The organism is Cellulomonas sp. P2_B4 (genome assembly GCF_056404795.1).
The window spans coordinates 135,276-154,649 of the sequence record NZ_JBFUDI010000007.1 but is presented as its reverse complement, the minus strand read 5'-3'; the positions used below and the strand labels follow the sequence as shown (position 1 = coordinate 154,649).

Annotated in this window: 20 protein-coding genes; 13 read left to right on the top strand and 7 right to left on the bottom strand. The window is 71.5% G+C overall.

Annotated features, from left to right (window positions below):
* Positions 1-10 precede the first annotated feature (10 nt).
* The 3 genes from trpS to AC1DZC_RS13975 are packed head-to-tail and all read left to right on the top strand — an operon-like array spanning position 11 to position 2,617.
* Positions 11-1,045, top strand: a complete 1,035-nt coding sequence (gene trpS, locus AC1DZC_RS13985) for a tryptophan--tRNA ligase (protein WP_477039603.1) — start codon at positions 11-13, stop codon at positions 1,043-1,045.
* The gene (locus tag AC1DZC_RS13980; RefSeq protein ID WP_477043685.1) at positions 1,042-1,614 is read left to right on the top strand and encodes a 2'-5' RNA ligase family protein; all 573 of its coding nucleotides are present in this window, start codon (positions 1,042-1,044) and stop codon (positions 1,612-1,614) included. The genes trpS and AC1DZC_RS13980 overlap by 4 nt, the downstream gene beginning before the upstream one ends.
* A gap of 10 nt (positions 1,615-1,624) precedes the next feature.
* Positions 1,625-2,617, top strand: coding sequence for a YihY/virulence factor BrkB family protein (locus AC1DZC_RS13975; RefSeq protein WP_477043684.1), 993 nt, complete (start codon positions 1,625-1,627; stop codon positions 2,615-2,617).
* A gap of 11 nt (positions 2,618-2,628) precedes the next feature.
* Here AC1DZC_RS13975 and AC1DZC_RS13970 read toward each other — a convergent pair whose 3' ends face one another.
* From AC1DZC_RS13970 to sdhC, 6 genes are read right to left on the bottom strand one after another with little or no spacing between them, the layout of a single operon-like run.
* Positions 2,629-3,384: a phosphotransferase gene (locus AC1DZC_RS13970; protein WP_477043683.1), complete on the bottom strand. Its 756-nt coding sequence runs from the start codon at positions 3,382-3,384 to the stop codon at positions 2,629-2,631.
* Complete coding sequence (locus tag AC1DZC_RS13965) at positions 3,374-3,550, bottom strand: hypothetical protein (RefSeq protein ID WP_477039607.1); 177 nt, start codon at positions 3,548-3,550, stop codon at positions 3,374-3,376. Before AC1DZC_RS13965 ends, AC1DZC_RS13970 begins: the two co-directional genes overlap by 11 nt.
* Positions 3,551-3,596: 46 nt before the next feature.
* The gene (locus AC1DZC_RS13960; protein WP_477039608.1) at positions 3,597-4,355 is read right to left on the bottom strand and encodes a succinate dehydrogenase iron-sulfur subunit; all 759 of its coding nucleotides are present in this window, start codon (positions 4,353-4,355) and stop codon (positions 3,597-3,599) included.
* Positions 4,355-6,205 (bottom strand): succinate dehydrogenase flavoprotein subunit, encoded by a 1,851-nt coding sequence (sdhA, locus tag AC1DZC_RS13955; protein ID WP_477043682.1) that lies wholly within the window; start codon positions 6,203-6,205, stop codon positions 4,355-4,357. Before sdhA ends, AC1DZC_RS13960 begins: the two co-directional genes overlap by 1 nt.
* 34 nt (positions 6,206-6,239) lie before the next feature.
* Positions 6,240-6,698: a succinate dehydrogenase, hydrophobic membrane anchor protein gene (gene sdhD, locus AC1DZC_RS13950; protein WP_477039610.1), complete on the bottom strand. Its 459-nt coding sequence runs from the start codon at positions 6,696-6,698 to the stop codon at positions 6,240-6,242.
* The gene (sdhC, locus tag AC1DZC_RS13945; RefSeq protein WP_477043681.1) at positions 6,698-7,081 is read right to left on the bottom strand and encodes a succinate dehydrogenase, cytochrome b556 subunit; all 384 of its coding nucleotides are present in this window, start codon (positions 7,079-7,081) and stop codon (positions 6,698-6,700) included. The genes sdhD and sdhC overlap by 1 nt, the downstream gene beginning before the upstream one ends.
* Positions 7,082-7,260: 179 nt before the next feature.
* Here sdhC and AC1DZC_RS13940 point away from each other — a divergent pair, with 179 nt between their 5' ends.
* The 10 genes from AC1DZC_RS13940 (at position 7,261) to AC1DZC_RS13895 (ending at position 18,394) form a co-directional block, all read left to right on the top strand.
* Positions 7,261-8,370 (top strand): mannose-1-phosphate guanylyltransferase, encoded by a 1,110-nt coding sequence (locus tag AC1DZC_RS13940; protein WP_477039612.1) that lies wholly within the window; start codon positions 7,261-7,263, stop codon positions 8,368-8,370.
* A 20-nt stretch (positions 8,371-8,390) separates the two neighbouring features.
* Entirely contained in the window at positions 8,391-9,623 is a 1,233-nt protein-coding gene (locus AC1DZC_RS13935) for an amidohydrolase (RefSeq protein WP_477039613.1), read from the top strand.
* A gap of 190 nt (positions 9,624-9,813) precedes the next feature.
* Positions 9,814-10,929: a BMP family lipoprotein gene (locus AC1DZC_RS13930; RefSeq protein WP_477039614.1), complete on the top strand. Its 1,116-nt coding sequence runs from the start codon at positions 9,814-9,816 to the stop codon at positions 10,927-10,929.
* A gap of 115 nt (positions 10,930-11,044) precedes the next feature.
* Positions 11,045-12,754, top strand: a complete 1,710-nt coding sequence (locus tag AC1DZC_RS13925; RefSeq protein WP_477039615.1) for an ABC transporter ATP-binding protein — start codon at positions 11,045-11,047, stop codon at positions 12,752-12,754.
* Positions 12,751-13,989 carry an ABC transporter permease gene (locus AC1DZC_RS13920; RefSeq protein ID WP_477039616.1) on the top strand — a complete coding sequence of 413 codons (1,239 nt, stop codon included), beginning with the start codon at positions 12,751-12,753 and terminating at the stop codon, positions 13,987-13,989. The genes AC1DZC_RS13925 and AC1DZC_RS13920 overlap by 4 nt, the downstream gene beginning before the upstream one ends.
* Entirely contained in the window at positions 13,986-15,281 is a 1,296-nt protein-coding gene (locus AC1DZC_RS13915; RefSeq protein WP_477039617.1) for an ABC transporter permease, read from the top strand. The genes AC1DZC_RS13920 and AC1DZC_RS13915 overlap by 4 nt, the downstream gene beginning before the upstream one ends.
* Positions 15,282-15,286: 5 nt before the next feature.
* Positions 15,287-15,685 carry a cytidine deaminase gene (locus AC1DZC_RS13910; protein WP_477039618.1) on the top strand — a complete coding sequence of 133 codons (399 nt, stop codon included), beginning with the start codon at positions 15,287-15,289 and terminating at the stop codon, positions 15,683-15,685.
* Positions 15,682-16,965, top strand: coding sequence for a thymidine phosphorylase (locus AC1DZC_RS13905; protein ID WP_477039619.1), 1,284 nt, complete (start codon positions 15,682-15,684; stop codon positions 16,963-16,965). The genes AC1DZC_RS13910 and AC1DZC_RS13905 overlap by 4 nt, the downstream gene beginning before the upstream one ends.
* Positions 16,966-17,001: 36 nt before the next feature.
* Complete coding sequence (locus AC1DZC_RS13900) at positions 17,002-17,217, top strand: hypothetical protein (protein WP_477043680.1); 216 nt, start codon at positions 17,002-17,004, stop codon at positions 17,215-17,217.
* A 49-nt stretch (positions 17,218-17,266) separates the two neighbouring features.
* A complete protein-coding gene (locus AC1DZC_RS13895; protein WP_477043679.1) occupies positions 17,267-18,394 on the top strand; it encodes an adenosine deaminase in 1,128 nt (375 codons plus the stop codon).
* Positions 18,395-18,403: 9 nt separating this feature from the next.
* On the opposite strand, the gene AC1DZC_RS13890 is transcribed toward AC1DZC_RS13895, so the two are convergent.
* Positions 18,404-19,300 (bottom strand): LysR family transcriptional regulator, encoded by an 897-nt coding sequence (locus AC1DZC_RS13890; protein WP_477043678.1) that lies wholly within the window; start codon positions 19,298-19,300, stop codon positions 18,404-18,406.
* Positions 19,301-19,374 lie beyond the last annotated feature (74 nt).

The window sequence follows — 19,374 nt, the reverse complement described above, 5'->3', positions numbered from 1 at the left end:
GAATGGGCGGATGCACTTGGCGCCGCAGTCGTCGCGCATCTTCTCGGGGATGCAGCCCACGTCCGACTCCCTCCAGCTGGGGAACTACCTCGGGGCACTGACCCAGTGGGTGGCGCTGCAGGAGGAGCACGACGCGCTCTACTGCGTGGTGGACCTGCACGCGCTCACGGTCAGTCCTGACCCCGCGGTCCTGCGCGACCGCACCCGTCGCACCGCCGCGCAGTACCTCGCGGCCGGCGTCGACCCCGCGCGCTCGATCCTGTTCGTCCAGTCGCACGTGCCCGAGCACGCCGAGCTGGCCTGGTTGCTGTCATGCCACACGGCGTTCGGCGAGGCCAACCGGATGACGCAGTTCAAGGACAAGTCCGGCAAGCACGGGACCGAGGGCACGACGGTCGGCCTGTTCACCTACCCGGTGCTCATGGCCGCGGACATCCTGCTCTACGACACGACGCTCGTGCCCGTGGGCGAGGACCAGCGCCAGCACCTCGAGCTCACGCGTGACCTGGCCAACCGCCTCAACAGCAGGTTCGGCCCGGACACCGTCGTCGTGCCCGAGCCTCACATCGTGAAGGCCACCGCCAAGATCTACGACCTGCAGGACCCGACGGCGAAGATGAGCAAGTCCGCCGAGAGCCCGAACGGCCTGATCGAGCTTCTCGACGACCCCAAGGTCGTGACCAAGCGCATCAAGGGCGCGGTGACGGACGCCGGCAACGAGATCCGCTTCGACCCGGAGAACAAGCCCGGCATCTCCAACCTGCTGACGATCTTCTCGGCCCTCACCGACCGGTCGATCCCGTCGCTCGAGGCGGACTACGCGGGCAAGGGCTACGGCCACCTCAAGGTGGACCTGGCCGAGGTGGTCGTCGACTTCCTGGGTCCGTTCCAGGCGCGCGTGAACGGGTACCTGTCGGACCCCTCGTCGCTGGACGACGTGCTGGCCGACGGCGCCGATCGCGCCAGCGACCTGGCCTCCGTGACGCTCGAGCGGCTCTACGAGCGCAGCGGGCTCCTGCGGCGGCGCTCGCGGGTCCGCGCGTGAAGCTGCCGGAGCGATCCGGCGACCAGCTCCGGATCGGTGTGGCCATCACGGTTCCCGAGCCCTACGGCACCGTGCTGCAGTCGGCGCGCGCGCGGTTCGGCGACCCGTGGGCGGAGTTCATCCCGCCGCACATCACGCTGCTGGGCCCGACCGTCGTGGAGCACGACGAGATCGAGGCGGTCGACGAGCACCTGGCCCGGGTCGCCGCGTCGCACGTGCCGTTCGTCGTGCACCTGCGCGGCACCGCGACCTTCCGTCCGGTCTCCCCGGTCGTGTTCGTCCAGCTGGCCGAGGGTGCGCCGGGGTGCGCCGCACTCGAGCGCAGCGTGCGCTCGCACGTGCTCGACCAGGAGGTGCGGTTCGACTACCACCCGCACGTCACCGTCGCGCACGAGGTCGCGGACGAGCAGCTCGACGCCGCGTCCGCCGACCTGGCGGGGTTCGACGCCACGTTCGTCGTCGACAGCTTCCACAGCTACGCGCACGGCGACGACGGCGTCTGGCGACCGGTCCGCGACTTCTCGCTGACGGGAGCCGCCGCAGATGCCGGGGTCGGCTGCCCGACCTAGGGTGCAGGGCATGACCACCGACGACGCGCGCCCGCCCGCGGGGGCAGGGACCGCGCAGGCGCACGCGCTGGCGGTCGAGAGCCCGCCGGAGCAGCCGGGGTTGGCGGCACGCGGCAAGGCGTTCTGGGACTGGGTCAAGCACACGCGTCCGATGCGGGCCAACTCCCGGTTCGGCGCGCGCAGCGGCGGCGTCCTGACGGGCGGGATCGCCTACGCGACCCTGTTCTCCGTCTTCGCCGCGCTGACCATCGGCTACACGATCTTCATGGCCGTCCTGGGCGACAACGAGAAGCTGCGTGCGCAGATGCTCGACGCCATCGACTCGGCTCTGCCCGGCCTGATCGACACGGGCGACGGCGGGCTGGTCAAGCCCGAGGACCTCGTGCTGAACACACAGCTGACGCTCGCCAGCGTGATCGCGGTGGTCGTCCTGCTGCTCAGCGCGATGGCGGCCGTCTCCGCGCTGCGGCGGGCCGTGCGCGCGATGTTCGCGGACGACGACCTGCTCGGCAACGGGATGCTCGGCAAGGCGCGTGAGCTCGGCGGGTTCGCCGGGATGGCGATCGCGTTCCTGCTCTCCGCGATCCTCACCATCGCCGTCACCAGCGCGACGCAGTGGCTGCTCGCGGCGCTCGGCTGGAGCGGCTACACGACGACGGTGCTCACCGTGCTCGGGATCCTGGTCGCATTCGTCGTCGACGCCTCGGTGTTCGTCCTGATCGTCACCGTGCTGGCCGCCCAGCACCCGCCGCGCCGGGACCTGCTGTGGGGGGCGGCGTTCGCCGGCATCGGGCTCGGGGTCGTCCGGCAGCTGGGCACGGCGGTCGTCGGGGGCAGCGTGAACAAGAACCCGCTGTTCGCCTCGGTGATCGTGCTGGTCACGCTGCTCGTCTGGATCAACCTCCTCGCGCGGATCATCCTGCTGGTCGCCGCGTGGACAGCGGACCCGCCGTACGTGGACAAGAAGAAGCTGGCGGCGGAGGCAGCCGCCGCGCGCCTGTAGCCACCCCTGCCTCAGCCGAGGGCGGCGTGCAGCTCGGGCAGCCGAGCCGTCAGGGTCGCGAGCCGGGCCAGGGTCGCGGCGGGCTCGCCGATCGACCCGAGCCGCAGCATCCCCGGGTCGCCCGCACGCTGGCCTGCGGCGATGCGGTCGGTCGCGGAGGTGATCCGCACGGGCACGTGGTCCAGCAGGGTGTGCGGGTCGAGGTCGCCGTACCCGTCCGCGATCGTCGCCAGCCCGTCGGCCATCTCCACCGCGTCCGCTGCCGGGTGCAGCAGTGCCGAGTTCCACGCGTACATCGCGACGTCGTCCAGCGGGACGCCCGGGCCGGCCACGTCCCAGTCGAAGACGCCGGCCAGCTCGTCACCGTCGAACGCCAGGTTGTAGATCGCCGTGTCGTGGTGGCAGACGATCTCGCCGGGCTCGAGGGCTCGCTCGACGAAGCGCCACCGGCGGCTCTCGCGCGGGAAGCCCGCCACGGCGGCGTGGAACGTCCGCAGCCAGCGCATCGCCGACCGGGTCTGGGCCGCCGACGCCGGCTCGGTGTGGATGTCGAGCACGCGCCCGAGCAGGAACGTGAGGATCTCCCGGCCGCGCTCGTCGGTGCCCAGGACGCGGGGGATCTTCTCGACGCCCGCCGCAGCCAGGAAGTCGAGCAGCTCGTGCACCGCGGGCGTCCAGGGTCCGGTCGGCCGCCGCACGGTGTCGCCGACGCGGACGGCGCCACCGACGTTCCCGCCGGGCAGCGCGACCTCGTCGTCAGGCGTCACGACGGCGTTCCGGGACCGGCTCTCCGCGACGCTCGAGCTCGGCGACGACCGAGGCGGGGATCGCGCGACACCCGCACGCCGTCGCGTGCTCGACGTGCCAGGCGACGCGCGCGTCCAGCGGAGCCCCCCGCCCGAGCACGTGCTCGTCGTGCCAGTCCGTGTTCACGACGACAGTCGAGCACGGACTCGATCGATCGTCGATCCCGATGCGCTCAGAAGGCGCGCGTGATCATCGCGCGCTTCACTTCTTGGATCGCCTTGGTGACCTCGATGCCTCGCGGGCACGCCTCGGTGCAGTTGAAGGTCGTGCGGCACCGCCACACGCCCTCCTTGTCGTTGAGGATCTCGAGGCGCTGGGTGCCACCCTCGTCGCGGCTGTCGAAGATGAACCGGTGCGCATTGACGATCGCGGCGGGGCCGAAGTACTGCCCGTCGGTCCAGAACACCGGGCACGACGAGGTGCAGGCGGCGCACAGGATGCACTTGGTGGTGTCGTCGAAGCGCGCGCGCTGCTCGGCGGACTGGAGACGCTCCTTGGTGGGCTCGTTCCCCGTGGTGATCAGGAACGGCATGATCTCGCGGTAGGACGCGAAGAACGGCTCCATGTCGACGACGAGGTCCTTGATCACCGGCAGGCCCTTGATGGGCTCAATGGTGATCGGCTTCTTGATGTCGAGGTCCTTGAGCAGCGTCTTGCAGGCCAGGCGGTTGCGGCCGTTGATGCGCATGGCGTCGGAGCCGCACACGCCGTGGGCGCAGGAGCGACGGAACGTCAGCGAGCCGTCCTCCTCCCACTTCACCTTGTGCAGGGCGTCCAGGACGCGGTCGGTGCCGTGCGCGCGCACGGTGAACTCGTCCCAGTACGGCTCGCCCGTGCCGTCGTCGCCGGGCAGGTAGCGCCGGACCTTGAGGGTCACGTCGAACGACGGGATCACCGGTGCCGCGGAGGGGGCGTCGAGGGTTGCGGTCATCAGTACTTGCGCTCCATCGGCTGGTAGCGGGTCACCGTGACGGGCTTGGAGCCCAGCACGAGCTGGTAGTCCTCGAACACGGTGGTGTGGTGGAAGGCGCCCTTGTGGTCGCCGTCGCCGTCCGTGCCCCACAGGCGGTGGCCCTTGACCGGCAGCGGGCGCCGGTACGCCATCGTGTGCTTCATGTAGTTCTTGTCGTCGCGGTCCGGGAAGTCCTCGCGGAAGTGCCCCCCGCGCGACTCGTCGCGGTTCAGGGCGCCGACGACGACCGTCTCGGCGATGTCCAGCAGGAACCCGAGCTCGACGGCCTCGAGCAGGTCGGTGTTGAACATCTTGGACTTGTCCTGGACGCTCACGTGCCGGAACCGCTTCTGCAGGCTCTTCACGTCCTCGAGCGCCTGCTCCAGCGACTCCTTGGTCCGGAACACCTGGGCGTTGAGGTCCATCGACTCCTGCAGCGCCTTGCGCAGGTCCGCGACGCGCTCGCCGTCGGCCCGCGTCCGGATCTCCTCCAGGCCGGCGACCACGGAGTCCGCGGCCCCCTCGGGCAGCTCGACCCAGGACGCCTGGACCGCGTAGGCCGCCGCCGAGATCCCGGCGCGCTTGCCGAACACGTTGATGTCCAGGAGCGAGTTGGTGCCCAGCCGGTTGGAGCCGTGCACGCTGACGCACGCGACCTCGCCCGCGGCGTAGAGCCCACGGATGACGTCGGTCTGGTTGCGCAGCACCTCGGCCTCGATGTTGGTGGGGATGCCACCCATGGCGTAGTGCGCGGTCGGGTACACGGGCACGGGCTCGGTGTAGGGCTCGATGCCGAGATAGGTGCGCGCGAACTCGGTGATGTCCGGGAGCTTGGCGTCGATGTGCGCGGGCTCGAGGTGCGTCAGGTCGAGCAGCACGTAGTCCTTGTTGGGGCCGGCGCCGCGGCCCTCGCGCACCTCGTTGGCCATGGACCGGGCGACGATGTCGCGCGGGGCCAGGTCCTTGATGGTGGGGGCGTAGCGCTCCATGAAGCGCTCGCCCTCGGAGTTGCGCAGGATGCCGCCCTCGCCGCGGGCCGCCTCGGAGAGGAGGATGCCCAGGCCCGCCAGGCCGGTCGGGTGGAACTGGAAGAACTCCATGTCCTCCAGCGGGATGCCGCGGCGGTACGCCAGCGCCATGCCGTCACCGGTCAGGGTGTGGGCGTTCGACGTCGTCTTGTAGATCTTGCCGGCGCCACCCGTGGCAAGGACCACGGACTTGGCCTGGAAGACGTGGATCTCACCGGTCGCCAGCTCGTAGGCCACGACGCCCGAGACGTTGACCTCCTCGCCGTCCGGCACGTGACCGGCCGCGAGGTCGCGGTCCACCAGCAGGTCCAGCACGTAGAACTCGTTGAAGAACTCGACCTCGTTCTTCACGCACTGCTGGTAGAGCGTCTGCAGGATCATGTGACCCGTGCGGTCCGCGGCGTAGCAGGACCGGCGCACGGCCGCCTCGCCGTGGTTGCGCGTGTGCCCGCCGAAGCGCCGCTGGTCGATCTTGCCCTCGGGCGTGCGGTTGAACGGCAGGCCCATCTTCTCCAGGTCGAGCACGGCGTCGATGGCCTCCTTGGCCATGACCTCGGCGGCGTCCTGGTCGACCAGGTAGTCACCGCCCTTGACGGTGTCGAACGTGTGCCACTCCCAGTTGTCCTCCTCGACGTTGGCCAGGGCGGCGCACATGCCGCCCTGCGCCGCACCCGTGTGGGAGCGCGTCGGGTAGAGCTTGGAGATGACGGCCGTGCGTACGCGCGTCGAGGACTCGAGCGCGGCACGCATCCCTGCGCCGCCCGCGCCGACGATCACGACGTCGTACTGGTGGGTCTGCATCGGGGTCGATGCCTTCCTTGTCTCTGTGGTCTCGTCAGGCGGTGCAGAACGAGGGGAGCAGGTCCGCCGGCGAGCCCGTCGGGCACGGGTCGAACGTGAAGATCACGAGCGTGCCCAGCACGACGACGATCATGAAGGCGAGGTAGAGCAGGACCTTGAGCGTCAGGCGCAGGCCGTCGCGCTCCGCGTAATCATTGACGATCGTCCGCACGCCGTTGGTGCCGTGGATCATCGCGAGCCAGAGCATGAGCAGGTCCCAGACCTGCCAGAACGGCGACGCCCACTTGCCGGCGACGAAGCCGAAGTCGATCGCCTTGACGCCCTCGCCCGCGACGAGGTTGACGAACAGGTGCCCGAAGATCAGGACCAGCAGGATCACGCCGGACGCGCGCATGAAGACCCAGCCGTACAGCTCGGTGTTGCCGCGCGTGGTCAGGCGGGCCGGACGGGCCCTGGGCGCGCGGGGCGCCTTCGGGTCGGCGATGGTGCTCATCACTCGCCCCCGAACACGTGCATCAGGTGGCGGGGCAGGAAGCCGGCCATGGTGACGACGAACAGGCCGATCACGATCCAGAGCATCAGGCGCTGGTACTTCGGGCCCTTGGCCCAGAAGTCCACCAGGATGATGCGGATGCCGTTGAACGCGTGGAACACGATCGCCGCGACGAGGCCGGCCTCACCGAGGCCCATGATCGGGTTCTTGTACGTGCCGATCACGTCGTTGTAGGCCTCGGGGGAGACGCGGACGAGAGCCGTGTCGAGGACGTGCACGAGGAGGAAGAAGAAGATCGCGACGCCGGTGACGCGGTGCGCGACCCACGACCACATGCCTTCTCGCCCTCGGTAGAGCGTCCCGGCGGGCGCTTTGCGCTTCACYGGCGCATCGGGCGCTGCGGACACTGGGGGATCCTCCTGGCGAGTCAGAGGTGCGGACGACGGCGTCCCTAGACGACCTCACTGTAGTGAACGACTTCCACCCCGACCTCACAGGGAGGGCCCCCTGTGAGGTACTCCACATGCTGGACACCAGGGAGCTCATGGCTACCCTGACCCCCATGTCTTCCAGCGGATCGACCATCTCGGGCTTCCACGCCGTCATCCCCGCCGGCGGCGCGGGCACCCGGCTCTGGCCGCTCTCGCGCGCGGGTCACCCCAAGTTCCTGCTCGACCTCACGGGAACCGGGCGCACGCTGCTGCAGGGCACGGTCGACCGGCTACGACCGCTCGCGGGCGACGCGGGGATCCTCGTGGTCACCGGGGCGCGGCACGCGCAGGCCGTCGCCGGGCAGCTGCCGGAGCTCGGCCAGGGCCAGGTGCTCGCCGAGCCGTCGCCTCGGGACTCGATGGCCGCGATCGGTCTCGCCGCCGCGGTGCTGCTGGAGCGCCACGGCGAGGACGTCGTGCTCGGGTCCTTCGCGGCCGACCACGTGATCTCCGGGACCGACCTGTTCGAGGAGACGGTCCGCGAGGGCGTCGTCGCCGCGCAGGCCGGGTACGTCGTCACGATCGGCATCCGCGCCACGGAGCCGTCCACCGCGTTCGGGTACGTCCGCTCCGGGCAGAGCCTGGGTCTCGACGAGGCCCCGCGCGCCCAGCACGTCGCCGGGTTCGCCGAGAAGCCCGACGCCGAGACCGCGACCGCGTACCTGGCCACCGGCGAGTACCGCTGGAACGCGGGCATGTTCATCGTCAGGGCGCGCGTGCTGCTCGACCACCTCGCCGCCCAGCTGCCCGCGCTCGCCGCGGGTCTGGTCGAGATCGCCGCCGCGTGGGACGGCCCGGACAGGGCCGCCGTGCTGGACCGCGTCTGGCCCGGCCTCACCAAGATCGCCATCGACCACGCGATCGCCGAGCCCGTCGCCGCGGCCGGAGGCGTCGCCGTGGTGCCCGGCGACTTCGGCTGGGACGACGTGGGCGATTTCGCCTCGCTCGCGGTGCTGCTCGAGGGTGGGACCCTCGGCGACCCGTCGGCCGTGCAGCGCATCGACGCCGAGGGCTCCCTGGTCGTCGCGGGCGACGGCCGGACCGTCACGGTCATCGGGCTGCCCGACGCCGTCGTCGTCGACACCCCCGGCGCGGTGCTCGTCACCACCCGGGCCAACGCGCAGGCCGTCAAGCAGGGCGTGGACGGCTGGCGCGCGCTGGGGCGCGACGACCTGCTCTGATCCGCGGATAGGGTCGAACCGTGCCCGACCTCACCCCTGTCGCCCCGCTGAGCTCGCTGCGTCCCGCTCCCACGGAGCCCGTCGCGGCGCAGCTCGCCGCCCTGTACGACGGCCTGCGCGACGAGCTCGTCGCGATCCGCCGGGACATCCACGCCCACCCGGAGCTCGGCCGCACCGAGGTGCGCACCACGGCGTTGCTGGCGGACCGGCTGCGGGCGGCGGGCCTGCACCCGCACCTCCTGCCCGGCACCGGCCTCCTGTGCGACATCGGCCCGGGGCCGGCGGTGACGGGACGGCAGCGGATCGCGCTGCGCGCGGACCTCGACGCGCTGCCCGTAATCGACACCACGGGTCTGCCGTGGGCGTCGACCACCCGCGGGATCGCGCACGCCTGCGGGCACGACGTGCACACGACTGCGGTCCTCGGCGCGGGACTGCTCCTGGCCCAGGTCGCCGACCAGCTGACCACCGGCGTCCGGCTCGTGTTCCAGCCGGCCGAGGAGGTCCAGCCCGGTGGCGCGCTCGACGTGCTCGCGGCGGGCGGCCTGGACGGCGTCGGGCAGATCTTCGCGTTCCACTGCGACCCCAAGGTCGACGTCGGGCACGTCGGCACGCGCATCGGGCCGATCACGTCGGCCAGCGACGAGGTCACGGTGACCATCTCCGGCCCCGGCGGCCACACGTCGCGACCGCACCTGACGGGCGACGTGGTGTTCGCGCTCGGCCAGGTGATCACGCAGGTGCCCGCGATCCTGGGCCGCCGGCTTGACCCACGCTCGGGCGTCAACCTGACGTGGGGCGCGGTGCAGGCCGGCTCGGCGCACAACGCGATCCCGCCGATCGGCACCCTCAACGGCACCCTGCGCTGCTTGGACGTCCGGGCGTGGGAGAAGGCGTCGGAGGTGTTCCACGCAGCCGTCGAGAACGTCGTGGCGTCGCTGGAGGTGGACGTGGAGGTGCGCCACCACCGCGGCGTGCCTCCCGTGGAGAACGCCGAGCAGTCCACCGGCGTGCTCGAGGAGGCCGCACGCAGCGTGCTCGGAGCGGGGTCCGTGCTGCTGACCGAGCAGTCGCTCGGCGGCGAGGACTTCGCCTGGTACCTGACGCGGGTGCCGGGTGCGATGGCCCGGCTGGGCACCCGCACGCCGGGCGGTCACACGTACGACATCCACCAGGGCGACCTGCGGGTCGACGAGCGCGCGGTCGAGGTCGGCGCCCTCTTCCTCGCCCGGGCCGCGCTTCTCGCGGGCTGAGACAGGACGTCCGCCACCTGGGCGGATATACCAAGTCGGTAACGTTACCTGCGGGGATACCCATCGGTAACATGCGCGTCACGCGCGGCTGGCTAGTGTCCGAACCATCAATGCCGGTCAGGCACACGGTCGTGCCACAGGGCGCACGGAGCCTGCCCGGCGAGAAGCTGACGAGATTCAGGAGACGCGCGTGAACAAGATCATTCGAGTGGCTGCGCTCGGCGGGGCGCTCGCGCTCGCGCTTGCGGCGTGTGGCAGTGCACCGGAGGACGAGAGCAACCCCACCGACGGTGGCTCCAGCGCCGCCGCCACGGTCGACTACACCGCGTGCATGGTGTCGGACGAGGGTGGCTTCGACGACGCCTCGTTCAACGAGTCGGGCTTCAAGGGCATGCAGCAGGCCGAGAGCGAGCTGGGCGTGACGATCAAGTCCGCCGAGTCGACCGACCCGGGCCAGTACACGACCAACGTTGACTCGATGGTCCAGCAGGGTTGCAACCTCATCATCGGCGTCGGCTTCGCGCTCGAGGACGCCGTCCAGGCGGCCGCCACGGCCAACCCGGACATCGACTTCGCGCTCGTCGACTCCGCGTTCTCCGACGAGAACTTCGCGCCCGTCACGATCGACAACGCCAAGCCGCTCCTGTTCAACACGCAGGAGTCGTCGTACCTCGCGGGCTACCTCGCCGCGGGCATGTCGAAGACCGGCACGGTCGCCACGTTCGGCGGTCAGCCGTTCCCGTCCGTCACCATCTTCATGGACGGGTTCTCCGACGGGATCGACGCCTACAACACCGACAACGGCACGTCCGTGAAGCTCCTCGGCTGGGACAAGGCCGCGCAGAACGGCTCGATGATCGGGAACTTCTCCGACACCGAGGCCGGCCGCACCACGACCGAGCAGTTCATCGCCGCGGGCGCGGACATCATCCTGCCCGTCGCCGGCCCGGTCGGCGCCGGTTCGCTGAACGCCGCGAGCCAGCACCCCGGCACGTCGGTCATCTGGGTCGACTCGGACGGCTACCTGCAGCCCGCCAACGACCAGTACAAGAGCCTGCTGCTCACCTCGGTGATGAAGCAGATCCAGGCCGCCGTCTTCGACACGATCAAGTCCTCGTCGTCGGGCGACTTCAGCAACACGCCGTACGTCGGCACGCTCGAGAACGGTGGCGTGGCGCTCGCGCCCTTCCACGACTTCGAGTCGCAGGTGCCGGCTGAGCTCTCCGCCAAGATCGACGAGCTCAAGGCTGCGATCATCGACGGCTCGCTGGTCGTCGACTCGCCGTCGGCCAACAAGGTCAGCTGACCTTGTAGCGCCAGGCGTCGACGGGGGGCCCGGGACGGACACGTTCCGGGCCCCCCGTGCGTCAGCGCCCAGCAGGGCTAATGTCGCTCACAGGATCGGGTGGAAGGCGGCGAGCGTGCAGCTCGAACTGCGAGGCATCACCAAGCGTTTCGGCTCGTTGGTTGCCAACGACGGCATCGACCTGACGTTCGCACCAGGCGAGATCCATGCACTCCTCGGCGAGAACGGCGCCGGGAAGTCGACCATGATGAACGTCCTGTACGGGCTCTACCAGCCCGACGCGGGGCAGATCCTGGTCGACGGGCAGCCGCGGACGTTCGCCGGTCCCGGCGACGCGATGGCGGCCGGCATCGGCATGGTGCACCAGCACTTCATGCTCATCCCGGTGTTCACCGTGGCGGAGAACGTGGTGCTCGGTCACGAGCCGACGGCCGCCGGCGGGCTCATCGACCTCAAGGAGGCGCGTCGCCGCGTCCGGGAGATCTCCGACCAGTTCGGGTTCGCCGTCGACCCCGACGCGCTCGTCGAGAACCTCCCCGTCGGCGTGCAGCAGCGCGTCGAGATCATCAAGGCGCTCTCGCGCAACGCCGAGGTCCTGATCCTCGACGAGCCGACCGCCGTGCTCACGCCCCAGGAGACCGACGAGCTGATCGCGATCATGCGCCAGCTCAAGGCCGCCGGGACGTCCATCGTCTTCATCACGCACAAGCTGCGCGAGGTCCGCGCCGTCGCGGACACCATCAGCGTCATCCGCCGCGGTCGCGTGGTCGGGACGGCCACCCCCGCGAGCACCGAGGTCGAGCTCGCCTCCCTCATGGTCGGACGCTCCGTGAGCCTGGCCGTCGACAAGGCCGACGCGACGCCCGGTGAGGCGTCGTTCGCCGTGAAGGCGCTCACCGTGTTCGACGCCAACGGCGTCGCGGTGGTCGACGACGTCTCGTTCGAGGTCCGCCGCGGCGAGATCCTGGCGATCGCCGGGGTCCAGGGCAACGGCCAGACCGAGCTGACCGAGACCATCCTCGGGCTCCAGAAGCCGGCCAGCGGCTCCCTGCTGCTCGACGGCACGGAGCTGGGCGGACGGTCGGTCGCCGGGGTGATCGAGGCCGGCGTCGGCTTCGTCCCCGAGGACCGCAGCACCGACGGCCTGATCTCCTCGTTCTCCATCGCCGAGAACCTCATCCTCGACATGCACCGCAGCAAGCCCTACGCCCGCGCCGGCTCCCTGAGCCCCGCGCGCGTGGCGGAGAACGCCGCGCACCGCGTCGAGGAGTTCGACATCCGGGTCCGGTCGGTGCAGGACCCCGTCAGCACCCTGTCCGGCGGCAACCAGCAGAAGGTCGTGCTGGCCCGCGAGATGTCCCGGCCGCTGCGGCTGCTCGTCGCGTCGCAGCCGACCCGTGGGCTCGACGTGGGATCCATCGAGTTCGTGCACAAGCGGATCGTCTCCGAGCGCGACAAGGGCACTCCGGTCATCATCGTGTCGACGGAGCTCGACGAGGTGCTCGCGCTGGCCGACCGGATCGCCGTCATGTACCGCGGCAAGATCATCGGCGTGATCGACGGCGGGCACACCTCCGACCGCGACGTGCTCGGCCTGATGATGGCGGGCGTCCCGCTCGACCAGGCGCGTGAGCAGGCGGCGGGGCACCACACGGCGCTCGCGGAGGTGGACGCGGTGGTCGAGGACCTCGACCTCGACGGCCCGGCCCCTGCAGCCGCTCCCGCCGCCGCCGCTCCGGCCCCACCAGTCGCCCCGACCCCGCCGGCGCCGCCCGTGCCGGAGGCCGTCGCCGCCCCGACGAACGATGAGGAGGAGCAGGCGTGACCGCCACCGTCCAGGACGCACCCGCGCCCGCGCCGGCATCCGAGGAGCCCTCGGGCCCCAAGCGGCCGTACCTGCAGGCCGTGATGGACTCGACGACGACCACCGTCATCGTCGCCATCTTCATCGCCCTGTGCCTCGCCGCGATCCTCGTCGTGGCCGCCGACCCGGCGTCCCAGAAGGCGTTCGGCTACGTCACCGCCCGGCCGCAGGACTTCTTCAGCGCCGCGTGGGACGCCATCTACTCGACGTACTCGGCCCTCTTCCGCGGCGCGATCTACGACTACCAGGCCACGGGCGCCCGCCGGATCCGACCGATCACCGAGACGATGGTGTCGTCGGTGCCGCTGATCCTCGCCGGCCTCGGTCTGGGCATCGGCTTCCGGTCCGGGCTGTTCAACATCGGCGCCCAGGGCCAGGTCCTGGTCGGTGCGGCCGCCGGTGCGTACGTCGGCTTCAAGGCCGAGCTCCCGGTCGGCCTGCACGTCATCGCGGCCTGCGCGGCGGCGATGATCGTCGGTGGCCTCTGGGCCGGCATCGCCGGGTTCCTCAAGGCGCGCACGGGGGCCAGCGAGGTGATCGTCACGATCATGCTCAACTCGATCGCGTTCTACCTCGTCTCCTACCTGCTCACCACGTCGGTGCTGCGCCAACCCGGCGGTCAGCGTCCCGTGACGCCGCCGGTGCGCGACACCGCCGTGATGCCGCTGCTGCTGGGACCGCAGTTCCGCCTGCACCTCGGCTTCATCATCGCGATCCTCGCCGCAGTCGTCGTGTGGTGGGTGATGGAGCGGTCGACGCTCGGGTTCAAGTTCCGGGCCATCGGCGCCAACCAGGACGCCGCCCGCACCGCCGGCATCCGCGTGCCGCTCATGTTCGTGCTGGTCATGCTCATCGCCGGTGGCCTGGCCGGGCTCGGCGGTGCCATGCAGATCCTGGGCACCGACAAGACGTTCCAGGCCGGCAGCGCCGGGTCCATCGGGTTCGACGCCATCACCGTCGCGCTGCTCGGGAGATCGAGACCCCTCGGCACTGTGCTCGCGGCGCTGCTCTTCGGGGCGCTGCGGGCAGGGTCGCCGCTGATGCAGACCTCCGCCGGCACCCCGATCGACCTGGTGCTCGTCATCCAGGCCGTGATCGTCCTGCTGATCGCCGCACCGCCCCTGGTCCGTGAGCTGTCGATCTTCCACTGGACCGCGACGTTGTTCGGCTACGACCGGAAGAGGGCAGCCGCGTGAGCACGCTCGCCGCACCAGAAGCGCCCAGCGCGCACGAGTCTCTCGTCACCCCCGTCCAGGTCGGCATCCGCTACCGCGGGCCGATCACCTACCTCGTCGTCGGGGTCCTGTCGCTCGTCTTCTTCGGGCTGCTGACGCCGGCGTCGGACGTCACGACGTTCCAGGTGGCCACGCCGAACGACTTCTTCAAGATCGACCAGTTCGCGGTCCCGTCGCGGCTGACCGCGTCGATCCTGTCGCTGATCGCCATCGGCCTGGGCGTCTACGCGCTCGTGCTCGCCCGGGCCCGCCGCAAGGCGCCGGTGTGGCTCGCGCCCGTGTACGGCGTGCTGGTCCTGTTCGCACTGCTGGTGTGGGTCATGGCCGGCAACGCCAACGCGCTGCCGTTCACGCTGCTGCTCACCACGGCGCTGGTCGCGTCGGTCCCGCTGGTGTTCGGCGCCATGGCCGGCCTGCTGTGCGAGCGCTCGGGCATCATCAACATCGCCATCGAGGGGCAGATGCTCGCGGGTGCGTTCCTGGCGGTCGTCGTCTCGTCGACCACCCAGAACGCCTACACCGGCCTGATCGCCGCCCTGGTGGCCGGTGCGCTCGTCGGGTGCGGGCTGGTGCTCTTCGCCATCCGGTACCGGGTCGACCAGATCATCGTCGGCGTCGTGCTCAACGTGCTGGTCATCGGCCTGACCAACTACCTGTTCTCGACGCTGCTCACCGACGACCCGCAGAAGCTGAACTCGCCGCCTCGGCTGCCCACGCTGCCGATCCCGGGCCTGTCGCAGATCCCCGTCATCGGCCCGGTGCTGTTCGACCACTCGATGATCGTCTACCTCATGTACATCGCCGTGGCGGTGCTGCAGATCCTGGTCTTCCGGAGCCGCTGGGGCCTGCGCATGCGGGCGGTCGGCGAGCACCCCAAGGCCGCCGACACCGTGGGCATCAAGGTCAACGCCACGCGCGTGCGGTCCACGATCCTCGGCTCGGCTCTGGCCGGCCTCGGCGGCGCGGCTCTGGTGTCGGCGGGCCTCGCGTTCACCAAGGAGCTGACGTCGGGCAAGGGCTACATCGCCCTCGCGGCCATGATCCTGGGCCGGTGGAGCCCCAAGGGCGCCCTGGCGGCGTCGCTGTTCTTCGGCCTGGCCGACGCCCTGCGGCGCGTGCTGAACAACCTCGGCTCGCCCATCCCGAGCGACGTGCTCGCGATGCTCCCGTACCTCGCGACGATCTTCGCCGTGGCCGGTCTGGTCGGCCGCGTGCGCCCGCCGGCCGCCGAGGGAATCCCGTACACGAAGTGAGCCCTGTGGACACCATCGACTGGGACGCCCTGCGGGCCGCCGCCACCGACGTCATGCACCGCGCGTACGCGCCCTACTCGCAGTTCCCGGTGGGGGCCGCCGCGCTCGTCGACGACGGCCGGGTGGTCGTCGGCTGCAACGTGGAGAACGCCTCGTACGGGGTCACGCTCTGCGCCGAGTGCGCCCTCGTCTCCGGCCTGCACGTGTCCGGGGGCGGGCGGCTCGTGGCGTTCACGTGCGTCGACAAGCACGGCAACGTCCTGATGCCCTGCGGCCGCTGCCGGCAGCTGCTCTGGGAGCACGGGGGAGCGCGCCTGCTCGTCGAGACGACGCACGGCGTGAAGCCGATGACCGAGGTGCTCCCCGACGCCTTCGGCCCGGCCGACCTCGAGGAGCGGGCATGAGCTTCGACGCCGTCGACGTCATCGTCGCCAAGCGGGACGGCCACCGGCTGACGGACGCGCAGATCGACTGGGTGGTCGACGCCTACACCCGCGGCGCGGTCGCCGAGGAGCAGATGTCGGCCCTCACGATGGCGATCCTGCTCAACGGGATGGACCGCGCCGAGATCGCCCGCTGGACCGCCGCGATGATCGCGTCGGGCGAGCGGATGGACTTCTCGGGGCTGTCCCGGCCGACCGCCGACAAGCACTCCACGGGCGGCGTCGGCGACAAGATCACGCTCCCGCTCGCCCCCCTGGTCGCCGTGTTCGGGGTGGCCGTGCCGCAGCTGTCCGGCCGCGGCCTCGGGCACACCGGCGGCACGCTGGACAAGCTGGAGTCGATCCCGGGCTGGCGCGCCGCGCTGAGCAACGAGGAGATGATGGCGCAGCTGGAGGACGTCGGCGCGGTCATCTGCCAGGCCGGCTCCGGGCTCGCCCCCGCCGACCGCAAGCTCTACTCGCTGCGCGACGTCACGGGCACCGTCGAGTCGATCCCCATGATCGCCGCGTCGATCATGAGCAAGAAGATCGCCGAGGGCACGGGCGCGCTGGTGCTCGACGTGAAGGTCGGGTCCGGCGCGTTCATGAAGGACATCGACCGCGCGCGCGAGCTGGCCCGCACGATGGTCGACCTCGGCACCGACGCCGGGGTGAAGACCGTCGCGCTGCTCACCGACATGTCCACGCCGCTGGGCATGACCGCGGGCAACGCGCTCGAGGTGCGGGAGTCCGTCGAGGTGCTGGCGGGCGGCGGTCCGGCCGACGTCGTCGAGCTGACCGTGGCGCTCGCGCGCGAGATGCTCGAGGCCGCCGGCGTGCCCGGCGACCCCGCCGACGCCCTCGCGGACGGCCGGGCGATGGACGCCTGGAAGCGGATGATCGCGGCGCAGGGCGGGGACGCCGACGCGACCCTGCCCGTGGCGCGCGAGACCGAGCAGGTGCTGGCCGAGGCCGACGGGACCGTGACGGTCCTGGACGCCTACGCCGTCGGCATCGCGGCCTGGCGGCTGGGGGCCGGGCGCGCGCGCAAGGAGGACCCCGTGCAGGCGGGTGCGGGCGTCGAGCTGCACGCGCGGCCCGGCGACATCGTCCGCGCCGGGCAGCCGCTGCTGACCCTGCACACCGACACCCCGGAACGATTCGAGCGGGCCCGCGAGGCGCTCGCCGGTGGCGTCGTCGTCGCTCCTGCCGGAACCCCGGTGGGCGTCCGACCGCTCGTCATCGACCGCGTCGAGGCCTGACGCGCGCGTGCCGCGAGCCGGGGGCACGATGGAGGCATGAGCACCGTTCCCGGGAGTGACGCCTGGCGGGACGCCGGACTGGCGCCGGTGGACCCGCACCGACCGCTGAGCCTCGTCGACGACACGGACGTGAGCGACGACGAGGACTACGAGCCCGACTTCGCGCGCCCTGACCTCGACGGACGTGCCGACGAGGCCGACGTCGTCGAGCAGGACACCGAGGTCGGCGACGAGGAGGACGGCCCCGGGTGAAACCCGAGGCCCGGGGGGCCCGAGCCGGACATTTCGGTACGGTGAGGCCATGAGCACCCCCGCCGAGCCCCCTGCCGTCGCGCCCGCCGAGGACCTCGTCGCGAAGATCCCTGCGCTGCCCAAGGTGCTCCTGCACGACCACCTCGACGGCGGCCTGCGCCCCCAGAGCATCATCGAGATGGCCGCCGAGGCGGGGCACGAGCTGCCCGCCACGGACGCCGACGCCCTGCGTGACTGGTTCTACGACGCCGCGTCCTCGGGCACCTTGCCGCTCTACCTCGAGACGTTCGACCACACCATCGCCGTGATGCAGACCGAGGAGCACCTGCGCCGGGTCGCCCGGGAGTCGGCGATCGACCTCGCGGCCGACGGGGTCGTGTACGCCGAGCAGCGGTACGCCCCTGAGCAGCACCTGCAGAAGGGCCTCTCGCTCCAGCAGGTGGTCGACGCGGTGCAGGCCGGGTTCGCCGAGGGGGTCGCCGAGGCGGCCGCGCAGGGTCGCACGATCCGCATCGGCACCCTGGTCACCGCGATGCGGCACGCGGACCGCTGGGACGAGATCGTCCAGCTGACGCTGGCCAACCGCGACAACGGCGTGGTCGGCTTCGACATCGCCGGCGCCGAGGAGGGGTTCCCGCCGTCGCGGCACATCTCCGCGTTCGAGACCCTGCGCGACGCGAACTTCCCGGCCACCGTGCACGCGGGCGAGGCCTCCGGGCTCGACTCGATCGCCGAGGCGGTCCACCTGGCCCAGGCGGCGCGCGTCGGGCACGGCGTCCGGCTCATCGACGACGTGACGGCCGACGAGCTCGGCGACCGGCTCGGGCTGCTGGCGCACTGGGTCCGCGACCGGCGGATCCCGCTCGAGCTGTGCCCGTCGTCGAACCTGCAGACCGGCGGGGCTGCGTCGGTGGCCGAGCACCCCGTGACCCGCCTGAAGCAGCTCGGGTTCGCGGTCACCGTGAACACCGACAACCGGCTGCAGTCGCGCACGTCGCTGGGCCGGGAGCTGACGCTCCTGGTCGAGGAGGCGGGCTGGACGCTCGACGACCTGCGCGACGTCACGGTCACCGCCGCCTCCCACTCGTTCCTGCACCACGACGAGCGCCAGGCGCTCATCGAGACCGTGATCCTGCCCGCGTACGCCGCGGCCCGCCCGGGGCGCCACTCCGCCTAGGAGGACGCGTCAGCGGCTCGCGATCGCCAGCAGGTCACGCGCCGAGCCCGTCGGCGCCTGGCCGCGCGGCCACACCGCCCGCAGCGAGCGCGTGAGGTCGAGGTCGCGGACGGGGACGCGCACCACCCGGCGGGCGGCGACGTCGTCGGCGACCGCGAGCTCGCTGAGCACCGCCGGACCGGCGCCCGCGGCGACCGCCGAGCGCAGCGCGCTGGTGTTGGCCAGCTCCAGCAGCGGGGTGGCCAGCGGCGCCCACTCCTGCAGGGCCTCCTCGAGGGCGGTGCGCGTCCCGGAGGCGGGCTCGCGCTGCACGAGGCGGGTCGCGGCGAGCGTCTCGGGGGCCAGCGGCCTGCGCAGCCGCGCCCACGGGTGCCCGGGCGGGACGACGACGACCAGCCGGTCGCGGGCCACGGTCTGGCTGTCGAGGCCCGGCGGGATGCGCGGTCCCTCGACGAACCCGAGGTCGGCGGCCCCGTCGAGCACCTGGGCGGCGACGTCCGCGGAGTTGAGCGCCGAGAGGCTCACGGCCGTCTCCGGTCGGGTCGCGGCCAGGCGCACGAGCCAGAGCGGGAGCAGGTGCTCGGCGACCGTGAGGCTGGCGGCCACCCGGAGGCGCGCCTGTCGGTCGTGACGCAGCGAGCCGATGCCGGCCTCGAGCACCGCGGCGGCGTGCAGCACGTCGCGCGCCCAGTCGGCCAGCAGCGATCCCTCCGTGGTCAGCGTCGAGCCGCGCGGGCTTCGGGTGACCAGCGGGAACCCGACCAGCCGCTCCATGCTCTTGACCCGCGCCGAGACCGCCGGCTGGCTGATGCCGTGCTCGGCCGCCGCCAGACCGAGGCTTCCGGTGGAAGCCACCCGGATGAGCAGCTCGAGCGAGTCGAGGTCGGGCACGCGGGCGAGACTCATCACGTCAGTCTATGTGTAGACATAAATCGACCCTATGGCCCGATCAGCCGAAGACCGCTACCGGCACCGCCGGA